Source organism: Thiomonas arsenitoxydans (assembly GCF_000253115.1).
Taxonomy (GTDB): Bacteria; Pseudomonadota; Gammaproteobacteria; order Burkholderiales; family Burkholderiaceae_C; genus Thiomonas; species Thiomonas arsenitoxydans.
Genome location: NC_014145.1, coordinates 2705037 through 2717090 on the forward strand (window position 1 = coordinate 2705037; position 12054 = coordinate 2717090).

15 protein-coding genes are annotated in these 12054 nt (G+C 63.8%); 7 read left to right on the forward strand and 8 right to left on the reverse strand.

Annotated elements, in window-relative coordinates:
• The first annotated feature begins 108 nt into the window (after positions 1 to 108).
• The 7 genes from THI_RS12670 (at position 109) to THI_RS12700 (ending at position 5942) form a co-directional block, all read left to right on the forward strand.
• A complete protein-coding gene (locus tag THI_RS12670) occupies positions 109 to 729 on the forward strand; it encodes a hypothetical protein (protein ID WP_041609014.1) in 621 nt (206 codons plus the stop codon).
• A gap of 55 nt (positions 730 to 784) precedes the next feature.
• Positions 785 to 1318 carry a TlpA disulfide reductase family protein gene (locus tag THI_RS12675; RefSeq protein ID WP_013106654.1) on the forward strand — a complete coding sequence of 178 codons (534 nt, stop codon included), beginning with the start codon at positions 785 to 787 and terminating at the stop codon, positions 1316 to 1318.
• Positions 1319 to 1378: 60 nt separating this feature from the next.
• The gene (gene aroQ, locus THI_RS12680; protein ID WP_041609015.1) at positions 1379 to 1828 is read left to right on the forward strand and encodes a type II 3-dehydroquinate dehydratase; all 450 of its coding nucleotides are present in this window, start codon (positions 1379 to 1381) and stop codon (positions 1826 to 1828) included.
• Positions 1829 to 1868: 40 nt separating this feature from the next.
• Complete coding sequence (gene accB / locus THI_RS12685) at positions 1869 to 2360, forward strand: acetyl-CoA carboxylase biotin carboxyl carrier protein (RefSeq protein ID WP_013106656.1); 492 nt, start codon at positions 1869 to 1871, stop codon at positions 2358 to 2360.
• A gap of 161 nt (positions 2361 to 2521) precedes the next feature.
• Complete coding sequence (gene accC, locus THI_RS12690) at positions 2522 to 3874, forward strand: acetyl-CoA carboxylase biotin carboxylase subunit (protein WP_013106657.1); 1353 nt, start codon at positions 2522 to 2524, stop codon at positions 3872 to 3874.
• A 21-nt stretch (positions 3875 to 3895) separates the two neighbouring features.
• Positions 3896 to 4792 carry a 50S ribosomal protein L11 methyltransferase gene (gene prmA, locus THI_RS12695; RefSeq protein ID WP_013106658.1) on the forward strand — a complete coding sequence of 299 codons (897 nt, stop codon included), beginning with the start codon at positions 3896 to 3898 and terminating at the stop codon, positions 4790 to 4792.
• Positions 4755 to 5942, forward strand: a complete 1188-nt coding sequence (locus tag THI_RS12700) for a zinc-ribbon and DUF3426 domain-containing protein (protein WP_231836188.1) — start codon at positions 4755 to 4757, stop codon at positions 5940 to 5942. Before prmA ends, THI_RS12700 begins: the two co-directional genes overlap by 38 nt.
• Before the next feature lie 3 nt (positions 5943 to 5945).
• Here THI_RS12700 and nagZ read toward each other — a convergent pair whose 3' ends face one another.
• From nagZ to lepB, 8 genes are read right to left on the reverse strand one after another with little or no spacing between them, the layout of a single operon-like run.
• Positions 5946 to 7031 (reverse strand): beta-N-acetylhexosaminidase, encoded by a 1086-nt coding sequence (gene nagZ / locus THI_RS12705; RefSeq protein ID WP_013106660.1) that lies wholly within the window; start codon positions 7029 to 7031, stop codon positions 5946 to 5948.
• Positions 7032 to 7041: 10 nt separating this feature from the next.
• The gene (gene acpS / locus THI_RS12710; protein ID WP_013106661.1) at positions 7042 to 7443 is read right to left on the reverse strand and encodes a holo-ACP synthase; all 402 of its coding nucleotides are present in this window, start codon (positions 7441 to 7443) and stop codon (positions 7042 to 7044) included.
• On the reverse strand, positions 7440 to 8204 hold the full coding sequence (locus THI_RS12715; protein WP_013106662.1) for a pyridoxine 5'-phosphate synthase: 765 nt from the start codon (positions 8202 to 8204) through the stop codon (positions 7440 to 7442). The genes acpS and THI_RS12715 overlap by 4 nt, the downstream gene beginning before the upstream one ends.
• 5 nt (positions 8205 to 8209) lie before the next feature.
• Entirely contained in the window at positions 8210 to 9010 is an 801-nt protein-coding gene (recO, locus tag THI_RS12720; protein ID WP_013106663.1) for a DNA repair protein RecO, read from the reverse strand.
• On the reverse strand, positions 9000 to 9905 hold the full coding sequence (gene era / locus THI_RS12725) for a GTPase Era (protein ID WP_013106664.1): 906 nt from the start codon (positions 9903 to 9905) through the stop codon (positions 9000 to 9002). Before era ends, recO begins: the two co-directional genes overlap by 11 nt.
• Complete coding sequence (gene rnc, locus THI_RS12730) at positions 9902 to 10732, reverse strand: ribonuclease III (RefSeq protein WP_013106665.1); 831 nt, start codon at positions 10730 to 10732, stop codon at positions 9902 to 9904. The genes era and rnc overlap by 4 nt, the downstream gene beginning before the upstream one ends.
• 7 nt (positions 10733 to 10739) lie before the next feature.
• On the reverse strand, positions 10740 to 11090 hold the full coding sequence (locus THI_RS12735) for a DUF4845 domain-containing protein (protein ID WP_013106666.1): 351 nt from the start codon (positions 11088 to 11090) through the stop codon (positions 10740 to 10742).
• A 33-nt stretch (positions 11091 to 11123) separates the two neighbouring features.
• Positions 11124 to 12050 carry a signal peptidase I gene (gene lepB, locus THI_RS12740; RefSeq protein WP_013106667.1) on the reverse strand — a complete coding sequence of 309 codons (927 nt, stop codon included), beginning with the start codon at positions 12048 to 12050 and terminating at the stop codon, positions 11124 to 11126.
• Positions 12051 to 12054: the final 4 nt, after the last annotated feature.

The window sequence follows — 12054 nt, forward strand, 5'->3', positions numbered from 1 at the left end:
ACATGGCCGAAAGCGAGCGACAAATCTGAAACGGAGAGGACGGCCATGCGTAGCGTTTGTTGAGGAAAGACGCTCATTGTGCCAGTCGGTCGCCGCTACCATACTTTGATGGACTCCCTGCGCGCTGAACTCGCCGTGCTGGCCGCGCGGCTGATCGTCGAAGACGGTCTGGACTACGGCACGGCCAAGCGCAAGGCCGCCAAGCGCCTGCTGGGCGAACGCGTGGCGCACGATCTGCTGCCCAGCAACGATGAAATCGAGCAGCAGGTGCGCGAAGAACTCGCCCTGTTTCATGCTGACACCCAACCCGCGCAATTGCTGCAATTGCGCCGCGCCGCGCTGACGCTGATGGAAGCGTTTGCGGCGTTCAATCCGCATCTGGCCGGGGCTGTCTGGCACGGCACCGCCAACGAACACACCGATCTGCATGTGCTGCTGTTCACCGACGACAGCAAGGGCGTGGAAATTCACTGCATCGACCACGGCATCGCTTTTCAGGTCGGCGAAGCCCCGCACTACGCCGGGCGCGGCCTTGTCGAACAACTCACCCTGCACTGGCCCCCGCATGACCGTCAAGCCGTGCTTGCCCATCTGAGCCTTTACCCGGAAAAGGACGTGCGCGGCGCCCTGCTGCCTGATGCGCAAGGGCGCACGCCCAGAGGCACGCTGCGTGCGCTCAGGCAACTCCTGAGCGCCCCCGCCAGCGATGGGGAAAACCCGAGACTCTGAAGCTTTTCCCCGGCCATGCACAATGCGAGCAGTCTGATTGCCACACCACCACCCCATGAACAAAGTCAATATCTGGATTTCTGCCGCCATCATCCTTCTCATCGCCGCGGTGCTCGGCAATGCCTGGTTTCAGCGTGAACGCAGCGTGCCCATTGCGGTTGAAAACAATGCGGTCAAGTCTTTTTTCACTGACAAACTCGACGATCTGCAGGGAAAATCCATCGATCTGTCGCAATACCGCGGAAAACCGCTGGTGATCAATTTCTGGGCGAGCTGGTGCCCGCCTTGCATCGCAGAAATGCCCGATTTTTCGAAGTTTTATCAGCAGAACAAAGACAAAGGCATCGAGATGGTCGGCATTGCGCTCGACAACCCCACTGCGGTGCGCAATTTCCTGAAAGAGCATCCGGTGAGCTACCCCATTCTGCTGGGCGGCATGAATGGCATCGCCCTGAGCACCAGCCTGGGCAATAAGCAGGGGGGCCTGCCATTCACCGTGGTGCTCGATGGCAAGGGCGACGTGGTGTTTCAAAAGCTGGGAAAAACCTCTCTCGACGAACTGAAAGAAGCGGTACCCTCCGGTCATTGAGCCCGCGCATCAGAGTTGCGTTCAACCATCGTTCATCCCACCCTGTTCAATCGCCCTTCCATGACCCGCATCCTTGTTCTCCACGGCCCCAATCTCAACCTGCTGGGGCAGCGTGAGCCACACATTTATGGCGCGACCACGCTGGACGATATCAATCAGTCGCTGCAAACCCTTGCCGCCGAACTGGGGGTGGAGGCGCAGACTTTCCAGAGCAATCACGAAGGCGACCTGATTGATCGGTTACATGCGGCGCGCCTGGACGGCACGCGCTTCATCATCATCAACCCTGCGGCCTACACCCACACCAGCGTTGCCCTGCGTGATGCCATCGCGGCCACCGACCTGCCCTTCATCGAAGTACATCTCAGCAATGTGTACCGCCGCGAACCGTTCCGCCATCACTCCTACTTTTCCGATCTGGCCACCGCCGTCATCAGCGGTTGTGGCGCTCATGGCTACTCCCTGGCCTTGCGCCATGCCGTAGTCGATCTTGGGAATCGTAAAAATTGATGGTCTAATGCGACACTTATCAGCGACTTAACGACAGATCATGGATTTACGCAAACTCAAGACTTTGATCGACCTGGTCTCCGATTCCAACGTCTCCGAGCTGGAGATCACGGAAGCCGAAGGCACGGTCAGAATCGTCAAGGCGCAGCCGCAGCCCATCATTCAATACGCGCAGATGCCCGCTCAGTTGGGATCACAGTTTGCGTCTCAGGCCCCGATGCAATACGCCGCGCCCCAGGCCATGCCCGCTCAAGCTCAGGCACCCGCCGCTGAAGCAGCTCCCGCCCCGGAGGCGCAAGGGCATGTGCTGAAGTCGCCGATGGTCGGCACGTTCTACCGCTCTTCTTCTCCGGGGGCGGCGCCGTTCGTTGAGGTGGGCGACACGGTCAAGGTCGGCCAGACGCTGTGCATCATCGAGGCGATGAAAATTCTCAACGAAATCGAGTGCGACAAAGACGGCGTGATCAAGGCCGTGCTGGGCGAAAACGGTCAGGCCGTCGAATTCGGCCAGCCGTTGTTCGTGATCGAGTAATGGCTTTTTCAGGAGAGCGCAGGGCCGCTTCCGGTTTCTTGACTCCCCCAGGGGAGCAAACCCTGGCAGTACCGAGGCACACATGAGCGCCCGCTCCTGACCACGGCTCCTGCGCTCAACGGGCGCTTCCGCCCTTCCCTGTCATTGAACGGACAACGCGCATGTTCAAAAAAATCCTTATCGCCAACCGTGGCGAAATCGCCCTCCGGGTGCAGCGTGCCTGCCGCGAACTCGGCATCCAGACCGTGGTGGTCTATTCAGAAGCGGATCGCGAAGCGAAGTATGTACGGCTGGCCGACGAGGCTGTGTGCATCGGCCCGGCGCCCTCGGCGCAGAGTTATCTGCACATGCCGGCCATTATTTCTGCTGCCGAAGTGACCGATGCCGAGGCGATTCACCCCGGTTACGGCTTTCTGTCGGAAAACGCGGATTTCGCCGAGCGGGTGGAGAAATCCGGCTTCGCCTTCATCGGCCCGCGTCCCGATTCCATTCGTTTGATGGGCGACAAGGTCAGCGCCAAGCAGGCCATGATCCGCTCGGGCGTGCCCTGCGTGCCAGGCTCGGAGGGGGCGCTGCCTGACGATCCGCGCGAAATCACCCGCATCGCCCGCTCGATCGGCTATCCCGTCATCATCAAGGCCGCAGGCGGCGGCGGCGGCCGCGGCATGCGCGTGGTGCACACCGAAGCCGCGCTGCTCAACGCCGTGACCATGACCCGCAGCGAAGCGGGCGCGGCGTTCGGCAACCCGGCGGTCTATATGGAGAAGTTTCTGCTCCAGCCGCGGCATATTGAAATTCAAGTGCTGGCCGACACCCACGGCAACGCGCTATGGCTGGGCGAGCGCGATTGTTCGATGCAGCGGCGCCACCAGAAGATTCTCGAAGAAGCCCCCGCCCCTGGTATTCCGCGGCGGCTGATCGAGCGTATCGGCGCCCGCTGCGCGGATGCCTGCAAAAAAATCGGCTATCGCGGTGCGGGCACCTTCGAGTTCCTGTATGAAAACGGCGAGTTCTACTTCATCGAGATGAATACCCGCGTGCAGGTCGAGCACCCTGTTACCGAACTCATCACCGGCATCGACATCGTGGTCGAGCAGATCCGGATTGCCGCGGGCGAGAAGCTGACCGTGCGCCAGCGCGGCGTGCACCTCAACGGCCATGCCATCGAGTGCCGCATCAACGCCGAAGACCCCTACAAGTTCACCCCGTCGCCCGGGCGAATCACCATGTGGCACACCCCGGGCGGCCCGGGGGTGCGGGTCGATTCGCACGCCTACGCCAACTACTTCGTGCCGCCTAACTATGACTCGATGATCGGCAAAATCATCGTGCATGGCGCCACGCGCGAGCAGGCGATCGCGCGCATGCGCATTGCCCTGTCGGAAATGGTGGTGGACGGCATCCAGACCAATATCCCGCTGCACCGCGAACTCATGGTGGATGCGCGCTTCATCGAAGGCGGCACCAGCATCCACTACCTCGAGGAATACCTCGCCGCGCGGCATACCGCCTGATAGGGTTTGAACAAATCCGCCATGACCTACCGCGAAGTCACCCTCCCTGTCAGCGAAGCGCAGGCCGATCTCCTCTCCGATGCGCTGATGGAGCTCGGCGCTTTGAGCGTGAGCGTCGAAGACCGTTTCGGCGACACGGCACAGGAGCAGGCCTTGTACGGCGAGCCGGGCATGCCGCCGCCCAAGGGCGCCTGGGCGCAATCGCTGCTTCGCGTGCTGTTCGCCGACGAGGCCCAGGCCGACGCTGCGCTGGCCGCCCTGCTTGCCGAAGACATCCTGCCCGATCTGCAAGAGGTGCAACAGTCCACGGTGGAAGATCAGGACTGGGTACGGCTGACGCAGTCTCAGTTCCAGCCGGTGTCGATTGCCGACGCGCTGTGGATCGTGCCGAGCTGGCATGAGCCGCCCGAGGTTGCGGCGCCCATCATCCGTCTCGACCCTGGGCTGGCCTTCGGCACCGGCACCCACCCCACCACGCGGCTTTGTCTGGAGTGGCTGGCGCGCCAAACGCCAAGCCAACTCAGCGTGCTCGATTACGGTTGTGGTTCGGGCATTCTGGCCATCGCCGCGGCCAAGTTCGGCGCCGGCCCCGTGGTCGGCGTGGACATCGATCCCGACGCGGTGCTGGCCACCGAAGCCAACGCTGCGGCCAATGACGTCACCGTGCAGGCCGGCCTGCCCGACAAGGTGGCTGATGCGCAATTCGACATCGTCGTCGCCAACATTCTGTCTGCGCCGCTCAAACTGCTGGCGCCCGCGATTGCCGCGCATGTGAAACCCGGCGGCTGGCTCGTGCTCAGTGGCATACTCGACCGGCAGGCCAAAGAACTCATCGACACCTACGCGCCCTATTGCGCGCTGCACATCGACAAGACGCTCGATGGCTGGGTCTGCCTCGCGGGCCGCGCCCACCCCTGAACAGCGCATGGCACAGGCCACCCGCTGCCCCCACTGCCAGACCGCCTTCAAGGTGGTGCGCGACCAGCTCTTGCTGCGCGAAGGCTGGGTGCGCTGCGGTCATTGCGGCGAACCGTTCAACGCCCTCGATCACCTGATCGATCTCACCCCGGCGCCGCCCGCCGCCGCCGAGCCCGCCCCCGCCTCCGCCGAGCCCCAGGCCCCAGCCGAACCGACCCCGCCGCCCGAAGCGCCGCCCGAACCGCTGGCAAGCACCGTGCCCGTGACGGCGGGCCTGCGCTGGAACAACATTCCACTCGATCAGCCGACTTATCAAGGTTTTCTGCCGCTGACGGCGCAGGCCTACAGCCCGGCGCCCCGGGCTCCCGCGAAACAAGCGCCTGCGCGCGGTGAAAAGGCCCAGCCTGACCAGGCGTTGGCACCCGCCGAATCGCCCGATGACCTGTTGCCCGAAGGCGATCTTGCGGCGGACGAGATCCCGCCCTCCCAATCTGCTCTCGATCCCGACGCCGCACCGCTGTCCGAGTTCAACCTGAACGACGCGCTCAACTATCAATTTGTAAGCGAAGACCTCTCGCAAAACCCGCCCGCACTCGCCGCAAAACCGGTGGAAGCGGAGCCCGAATTTATCCGCAAAGCCCGTCGCCAGGCATTCTGGAGCAGCACGCCTGCCCGCGCGGCGCTGGCCTTCATCAGCCTCCTGCTGCTTCTGGTACTCGCCGCTCAGGCCGCGCTGACTTGGCGCGACACCCTGGCGCAGCAATACCCGATCAGCCGCCCTTGGCTGCAACAGCTCTGCGAGATGACCAGCGGCTGCGAATTGGCCGCTCCGCGCAACCTCGATGCCTTGGTCATCGACTCCTCCACGCTCAGCCCGGCCGACAGCGGCTTGCAACTCAGCGTGCTGCTGCGCAACCGATCCGACCGCGCCGTGGCCTGGCCTGCGCTGGAGCTGACCCTGACCAATGCGCAGGACATGACTTTGCAACGCAAAGTGGTGCAAGCCGCGCAATACCTCCCCGAAGCGCAGGCCACCCATCGCACCCTGACAGAGGGCCTGGCCGCCGGCCAGCAGGTGCAATTGCTGCTGCACCTCGAGGTCAACGGTGCCGCCCCGGCGGGTTACAAGCTGGTGTTGTTCTACCCCTGACGTTTATTTCTCGCCCGCCGGTCTGGGCAGGTTGAAAACGTCGTCGAGCGCGGCCCGGTAGCTGTCGCTCACCATGAGCTCGTCCCATTGCAAGGGAGGCTGGGTGGGCAGCAGGTCGAAGCGGCGCTGGGCGCTGCGGACATCCGGCGTCCACTGCCCGCGCTCCAGCGCCTGATCAAGCTCGCGCAGCAGCACGTCGAGCGGTCGGCCGTTATGGACCACGCTCTGGTTGCACACCAGCATGGCGTCGCATCCGGCCTGCAAACCCTGCAGTGCGGCCTGGCTGAGACTTTGGCCCTCGGCCCGCGCCGCGGCCATGCCGAGGTCGTCGCTGAGTATCGCGCCGGTAAAACCGATGCGCTCGCGCAGCACGTCCCGCAGCCATACGGGGCTGAAACCTGCGGGCAGCGCATCCACCTCGGGGTAGATCACATGCGCCGGCATGACCGCGCGCAGCCCGGGCGCCAACCATTGATAAGGTGCGGCATCGGCGCTCAGAATGGCGCCGAGGGTGCGCGCGTCGTGCGCCACGGCCAGATGCGTGTCGGCACGCACATAGCCGTGGCCGGGGAAGTGCTTGGCGCAATGCGCCATGCCAGCACGCGCCAAACCCAGCATCAGGCTTTGCGCCAGCACCGTCACCACCCGCGCATCGGCGTGAAACGCGCGATCACCGATTACGCTGGAGCCGCCCCAATCGAGATCGAGCACGGGCGTGAAGCTGAAATCGACCCCGCAAGCCCGCAGCTCCGAAGCCAGCACGAAACCGCACGCCGCCGCGCGCCGCATGGCGCCTGGGGCATCGACCATCCAATACGCCCCAAGCTCGCGCATGGCCGGAAGTGCCGTGAAACCATCGGTGCGAAAGCGCTGTACCCGCCCGCCCTCGTGATCGACCGCGATCAACAGATCAAGGCGTACCGCCTTGATCTGCGCGCACAGCGCCGAGAGCTGCCCGCGGCTCTCCCAGTTGCGTGCAAACAGCACCACCCCGCCCACCAGTGGATTGCGTAGGCGCTTGCGATCGGCGGCGCCGAGTTGCAGCCCGGCCACATCGAGGATCAACGGGGAGTGCATCAGCAGTTGCATGTCTTTCGCCTCAGTCAGGCCGAGTCACTTCGGCTACAACCATGGCCAGCGCGGTATCGGCCTCATCGGACACCGAGACCAGAAACCGCAGCGAACGGGCCTCGCACCAGTCTTTGAGCGCGTCATGCAGCACGATGACCGGCTGTCCGCTGGGGAGTTTGAGAATCTCGCAATCGCGCCAGCGCATGGGGCTATGAATGCCCAGGCCGATGGATTTGGAGAACGCTTCCTTGGCGGCAAACCGCGTGGCCAGGTAGTTGATGCCGCGCTGGCGCACCTTGGCCATGCGGCGCTCATACTCGGCCAGCTCGCCGTCGCCGAGCACCCGTTGCGCGAAACGGTCGCCGTTGCGCTGCACCGCGGCGCCCATGCGCGCAATGGAGCAGACATCGGTGCCGATGCCGTAGATCATGAATGCGTTGCCACCGCGCGCGCGATCACCGCCTGAAAGTCACGCACCGATTGCTTCAGCCCGACGAACACCGCATGACCGATGAGCGCATGGCCGATGTGCAGCTCGCTCACTTCGGGCAGTGCGGCAATGGCCGGCGTGCTCTGCAGACTCAGGCCGTGGCCCGCGTTGGTCTGCAGGCCCAGGCTGCGCCCCAGCTTCAGGCCCGCGACGATGCGATCGAATTCGCGTTGCCGCGCGGCTTCGTCTGCGGCATCGAAAGCGTTGGCGTAAGCGCCGGTGTGCAGCTCGATGCAGGGCGCACCGGCCTGGGCGCTGGCCTCGATTTGCCAGATGCTGGGCTCGATGAACAGGGAAACGCGGCAGCCGAAATCGGCCAGACGAGCGCAGGCCTCGCGCACGCGGTCGAACTGCCCCGCCACATCCAGCCCGCCCTCGGTAGTCACTTCCTGCCGACGCTCGGGCACCAGGCAGACCATCTGCGGACGTACTCGGCAGATGATGTCGAGCATCTCCGGGGCGAGCGCAGACTCGAAATTCAGCGGCGCCGAAAGGGTGGCTTTGAGCCGCTCGACATCGGCATCGCGGATGTGGCGACGGTCTTCGCGCAGGTGGAAGGTGATGATGTCCGCCCCGGCTTCGACCGCCTGCTGCGCCGCCAGCACGGGATCGGGAAAACTGCCACCGCGCGCGTTGCGCAGCGTGGCGACATGGTCGATATTCACCCCGAGCAGCGGCGCAGCATCGGAGGGGCAAGCCATTGGGTTCATAACTTGTGGAGATCAATAAGCAGCTGGCGGGTGCGCAGCATCTGTCCCGAAAGATGATAGTGAAGCAGGCTGCGCATCAGCGTCTTCGCGGCCCGCGCCAGTGCAACATCGCCTTCTGCCGGCGGGCCTTCGCGCAGCGCCAGCAACACCTCGCCGCGCACCGCCAGGGCATCGGAAGCGGAGCAGGCCGACACGCCATGATCCGGGTCGACCCGGTAAAACGCATCGGGCAGCACGGGCTCGGAGGTCGCACCTTCGAGGTGCAGGTCGGGCAAAAAACCCAGTTCGCGCAACAGCGAAAACTCAAAGCTGCGCAGCACCGGCTCCAGCTCGCCCGCCGTCGCATGGGGGCGTTGCGCCAGCGCGGCAATGCCGGCGTGATAAGCGTCGAACAGACCTTCGTGAGCATCTTCGCGAGCCAGCAGACGCACGAGCAATTCGTTGAAATAAAAACCGCAAAGCAGAGGCAGGCCCGACAGTGGCGCCAGCCCACCCGCCCACTCGGCCCGGGTCAGGGTGCGCACCTCGCCGCGGCCGCTCCAACTGGCGTGGCAGGGCTGAAAACCCAGCAGCACGGCGCGCAGCGCGGAAGTCGGCCGCTTGGCGCCCTTGGCCACCAGCGCCAAGCGGCCATGGCGGCGACTGAACACGTCGAGCAGCAGGCTGGTTTCCTTCCACGGGTAACTGTGCAGGACGTAGATGGGCTCTTCCTGCACGCGCTCCACCGAGACGCCGCGTCTGGGAGCGCGCGGCACGGGGCGCACGGCAGCCGGTTCGACGCTCAGCTCAGTCCTCATAGCCGAAGGCCCGCACGGCGGCCTGGTCGTCGGCCCAGCCCGAACGGGTCTTGACCCAGACCTCCAGAAAAACCGGTCCGTCGAACAAGACCTGCATGTCCTGCCGCGCTTCGGTGGAGATGCGCTTAAGGCGCTCGCCCCCAGCGCCGATCACCATGGCCTTGTGCCCATCCCGATCGACGATGATGGCCGCGGAAATGCGGCGCAGATCGCCCTCCTGGGCGAACTGCTCGATGACCACGGTGCTGGTGTAGGGCAATTCGTCGCCGGTCAGACGGAACAACTTCTCCCGCAGGATCTCCGCTGCCAGGAAGCGCTCGCTGCGGTCGGTGAGGGCGTCTTCTTCATAGCCCCACTCACCTTCATGCAGGTAGGGCTCCATGATGGACAGCAGCCGGGGCGCATCGGCTTTTTTTTGCGCCGACATCGGCACAATCTCGGCAAACTTGCGCAGCTGCCCCAGTTCGGCCAGCCAGGGCAGCAGCTTTTCGCGGGGGGTGATGCGGTCGAGCTTGTTGACCACGGCGATCACCGGCCGGTCGTCGGGCAAAACTTCAAGCACGGTGCGATCTTGCGGCAGAATCTTGCCCGCCTCAAGTACCCAAAGCACCAGATCGACCTCGCTCAAAGCGCCGGTGACGGTGCGGTTCATCGCCCGGTTGAGGGCGTGCATATGCTGAGTCTGGAAGCCCGGCGTATCGACAAACGCGAACTGCGAAGCTCCGCGTGTGGTCACCCCGAGGATGCGGTGCCGCGTGGTCTGCGCCTTGTGCGAGGTGATGCTCACCTTGGCGCCCACCAGCGCATTGAGCAGGGTGGATTTGCCCACATTGGGACGGCCGACAATGGCCACAGTTCCGAAGCGACGCGGCGAATCCGGGGGCGATGAGGTCATGGCGATTTGAGAGTTTTAGGCGGTCGCCGCGCAGGCGAACGACGCTGTTGATTGTGCGCCAGCGCAGGCTGCGCCGCATCGGGCGCGTGGCTGGGCTGAACGGCTTGCCCGCGCTCATCCACCAACACAGGCCGGTTGCCACGGCGCACGGGTTTTGTGCCGCCTCGGCCAATGCGCTCGATCATGCGCGTGGCGGCGTCTTGTTCGGCGCGGCGGCGGCTATCGCCCTCGCCCTCCACTTTCAGTCCGAGTGCCTCGACGGCGCACTCCACCTTGAATTGCTGCTGATGCGCGGCGCCGCGCACGTCGAGCACGGCATAGCTGGGCAAAGGCAGACGCTGGCCTTGCAGAAACTCCTGCAATTGCGTTTTCGCATCCTTGCGGACGACGTCGGCGTCCAGCGTATCCATGAGCGGGGCGAACAAGCGGCGCATCACCTCTTGCGCCGTGTCGAAGCCGGCTTCGAGGTAGATCGCGCCAAGTAGCGCCTCTACCGTATCCGCCAAAATGGATTCGCGCTGGGCGCCCCCGCTCTGCAGTTCGCCCTCACCCAGCCTGAGAAACCGTCCCAGGTCGATCGCGCGGGCCACTTCCGCCAGCGCCTCGGCACGCACCAGCGCCGCGCGCAGACGGGAGAGTTGCCCCTCGTCTTGCCGCGCTGCCTGGTGGTAAAGCCAGGCGGCGGCCGAGAGGTTGAGCACCGAATCGCCCAGGAATTCCAGGCGCTCGTTGTGATCCGCGCCAAAGCTGCGATGCGTGAGCGCCCGCTCGAACAGTTTGCGATCGCGGAAGACGTAGCCCAGCCGCGTTTCTAGTGCCGTGCTCACCCGGGAATCAGTGGGAATGGCCGGCGTACTTGATCAGCAAGTACACCGGCCCGGCAATGTGAATTTCCTTGTTGTAGGCAAAGGAGATCACCACTTTGTCATTCACCTTGGTGATGTCGAGATCCTGCGCCGTGACGGAGGAGATGTAATCGACATCGGCCATTTTGGAATAGGCCGAACGAATATCGGCCACGGTCGGCCCGGCCTTGGCCGCCTGATCGACCGCCTTCTGAATGGCGAAATATTCCGTGGCGGTGGGTACCGCCTGTGCGCCAATGACCACGATGAACGCGAGGATGGCGCCCCAGAAAATCAACCCGATCAGGGTGATGCCACGCTGCTTGTCATGCTGCTTCATATTGGCCCCGATTTCTCCATCCGGCAATAACGATCAATGAATCAGCCCAATGTTTTTCGGTGCGCTGAAATTCATCCACACCACAAAGGCTTTGCCGATGATATTGCGCTCGGGCACAAAACCCCAATAACGTGAATCCAGCGAGTTGTCGCGGTTGTCGCCCATGACGAAATAGTTGCCGGCCGGCACCTTGCAGACAAAGCCTTCGGCGTTGTAGTGACACATATCGCGGTGCGGAAAACTTTCAGGCCCGCCGATGACATAGGGCGGCGCCATCGGATTGATCATGATGCGGTGCTCGTGCGTGCCCAGCTTTTCCATGTACTGCTTGTAGTACGTCATGGTGTTGGGATCGAAATAATCGGGCAAGGGCGTTTCCTGTACCGGCTTACCGTTGATCACCAAGTGCTTGTTTTCGTACGACACCGTATCGCCCGGCAGCCCGACGATGCGCTTGATGTAATCGATTTTCGGATCTTTGGGCAAACGGAACACGATCACATCGCCGCGCTGGGGCAGCGCGCCCGGAGTGAGGCGGGTATCGAGCAGCGGCAGGCGCAGACCGTACTCGAATTTGTTCACCAGAATCAGGTCGCCCGGCACCAGCGTCGGCTCCATGGAGCCCGAAGGAATCTTGAAGGGTTCGGCCACAAAAGAGCGCAGCAAAAACACCACCAGAATGACCGGGAACAGCCCGGCGGTCCACTCCAGCCACCAGGGCTGACGCTGCACCCGTTCGCGCGCCGCTTCGATGTCGGCATCGCTGGCCACGGCGCCGTCTGCGGCCAGTCCCTGTTTTTGCAGAGCACTGCGACGCTCTTCCAACTGCGCCACGGCCGACTTCGCCGCGCGCCTACGTTGCGGCGCGAAATACCAGCGCTCGGCAAACCAGAACACGCCGGTGATGACCAGAAGGATGAAAAGCAATAGGGTGAAGTTGACGCTGGGCGCAGTTTCCATACGG

What these genes read in the sequence shown, in the direction of transcription:
- aroQ (WP_041609015.1), top strand. Translation starts at nt 1,379, where the DNA reads ATGACCCGCATCCTTGTTCTCCACGGCCCCAATCTCAACCTGCTGGGG.
- THI_RS12670 (WP_041609014.1), top strand. Translation starts at nt 109, where the DNA reads ATGGACTCCCTGCGCGCTGAACTCGCCGTGCTGGCCGCGCGGCTGATC.
- nagZ (WP_013106660.1), bottom strand. Translation starts at nt 7,031, where the DNA reads ATGCAACTGCTGATGCACTCCCCGTTGATCCTCGATGTGGCCGGGCTG.
- THI_RS12700 (WP_231836188.1), top strand. Translation starts at nt 4,755, where the DNA reads ATGGCTGGGTCTGCCTCGCGGGCCGCGCCCACCCCTGAACAGCGCATG.
- prmA (WP_013106658.1), top strand. Translation starts at nt 3,896, where the DNA reads ATGACCTACCGCGAAGTCACCCTCCCTGTCAGCGAAGCGCAGGCCGAT.
- THI_RS12735 (WP_013106666.1), bottom strand. Translation starts at nt 11,090, where the DNA reads ATGAAGCAGCATGACAAGCAGCGTGGCATCACCCTGATCGGGTTGATT.
- THI_RS12675 (WP_013106654.1), top strand. Translation starts at nt 785, where the DNA reads ATGAACAAAGTCAATATCTGGATTTCTGCCGCCATCATCCTTCTCATC.
- lepB (WP_013106667.1), bottom strand. Translation starts at nt 12,050, where the DNA reads ATGGAAACTGCGCCCAGCGTCAACTTCACCCTATTGCTTTTCATCCTT.
- era (WP_013106664.1), bottom strand. Translation starts at nt 9,905, where the DNA reads ATGACCTCATCGCCCCCGGATTCGCCGCGTCGCTTCGGAACTGTGGCC.
- THI_RS12715 (WP_013106662.1), bottom strand. Translation starts at nt 8,204, where the DNA reads ATGGCTTGCCCCTCCGATGCTGCGCCGCTGCTCGGGGTGAATATCGAC.
- accB (WP_013106656.1), top strand. Translation starts at nt 1,869, where the DNA reads ATGGATTTACGCAAACTCAAGACTTTGATCGACCTGGTCTCCGATTCC.
- acpS (WP_013106661.1), bottom strand. Translation starts at nt 7,443, where the DNA reads ATGATCTACGGCATCGGCACCGATGTCTGCTCCATTGCGCGCATGGGC.
- accC (WP_013106657.1), top strand. Translation starts at nt 2,522, where the DNA reads ATGTTCAAAAAAATCCTTATCGCCAACCGTGGCGAAATCGCCCTCCGG.
- recO (WP_013106663.1), bottom strand. Translation starts at nt 9,010, where the DNA reads ATGAGGACTGAGCTGAGCGTCGAACCGGCTGCCGTGCGCCCCGTGCCG.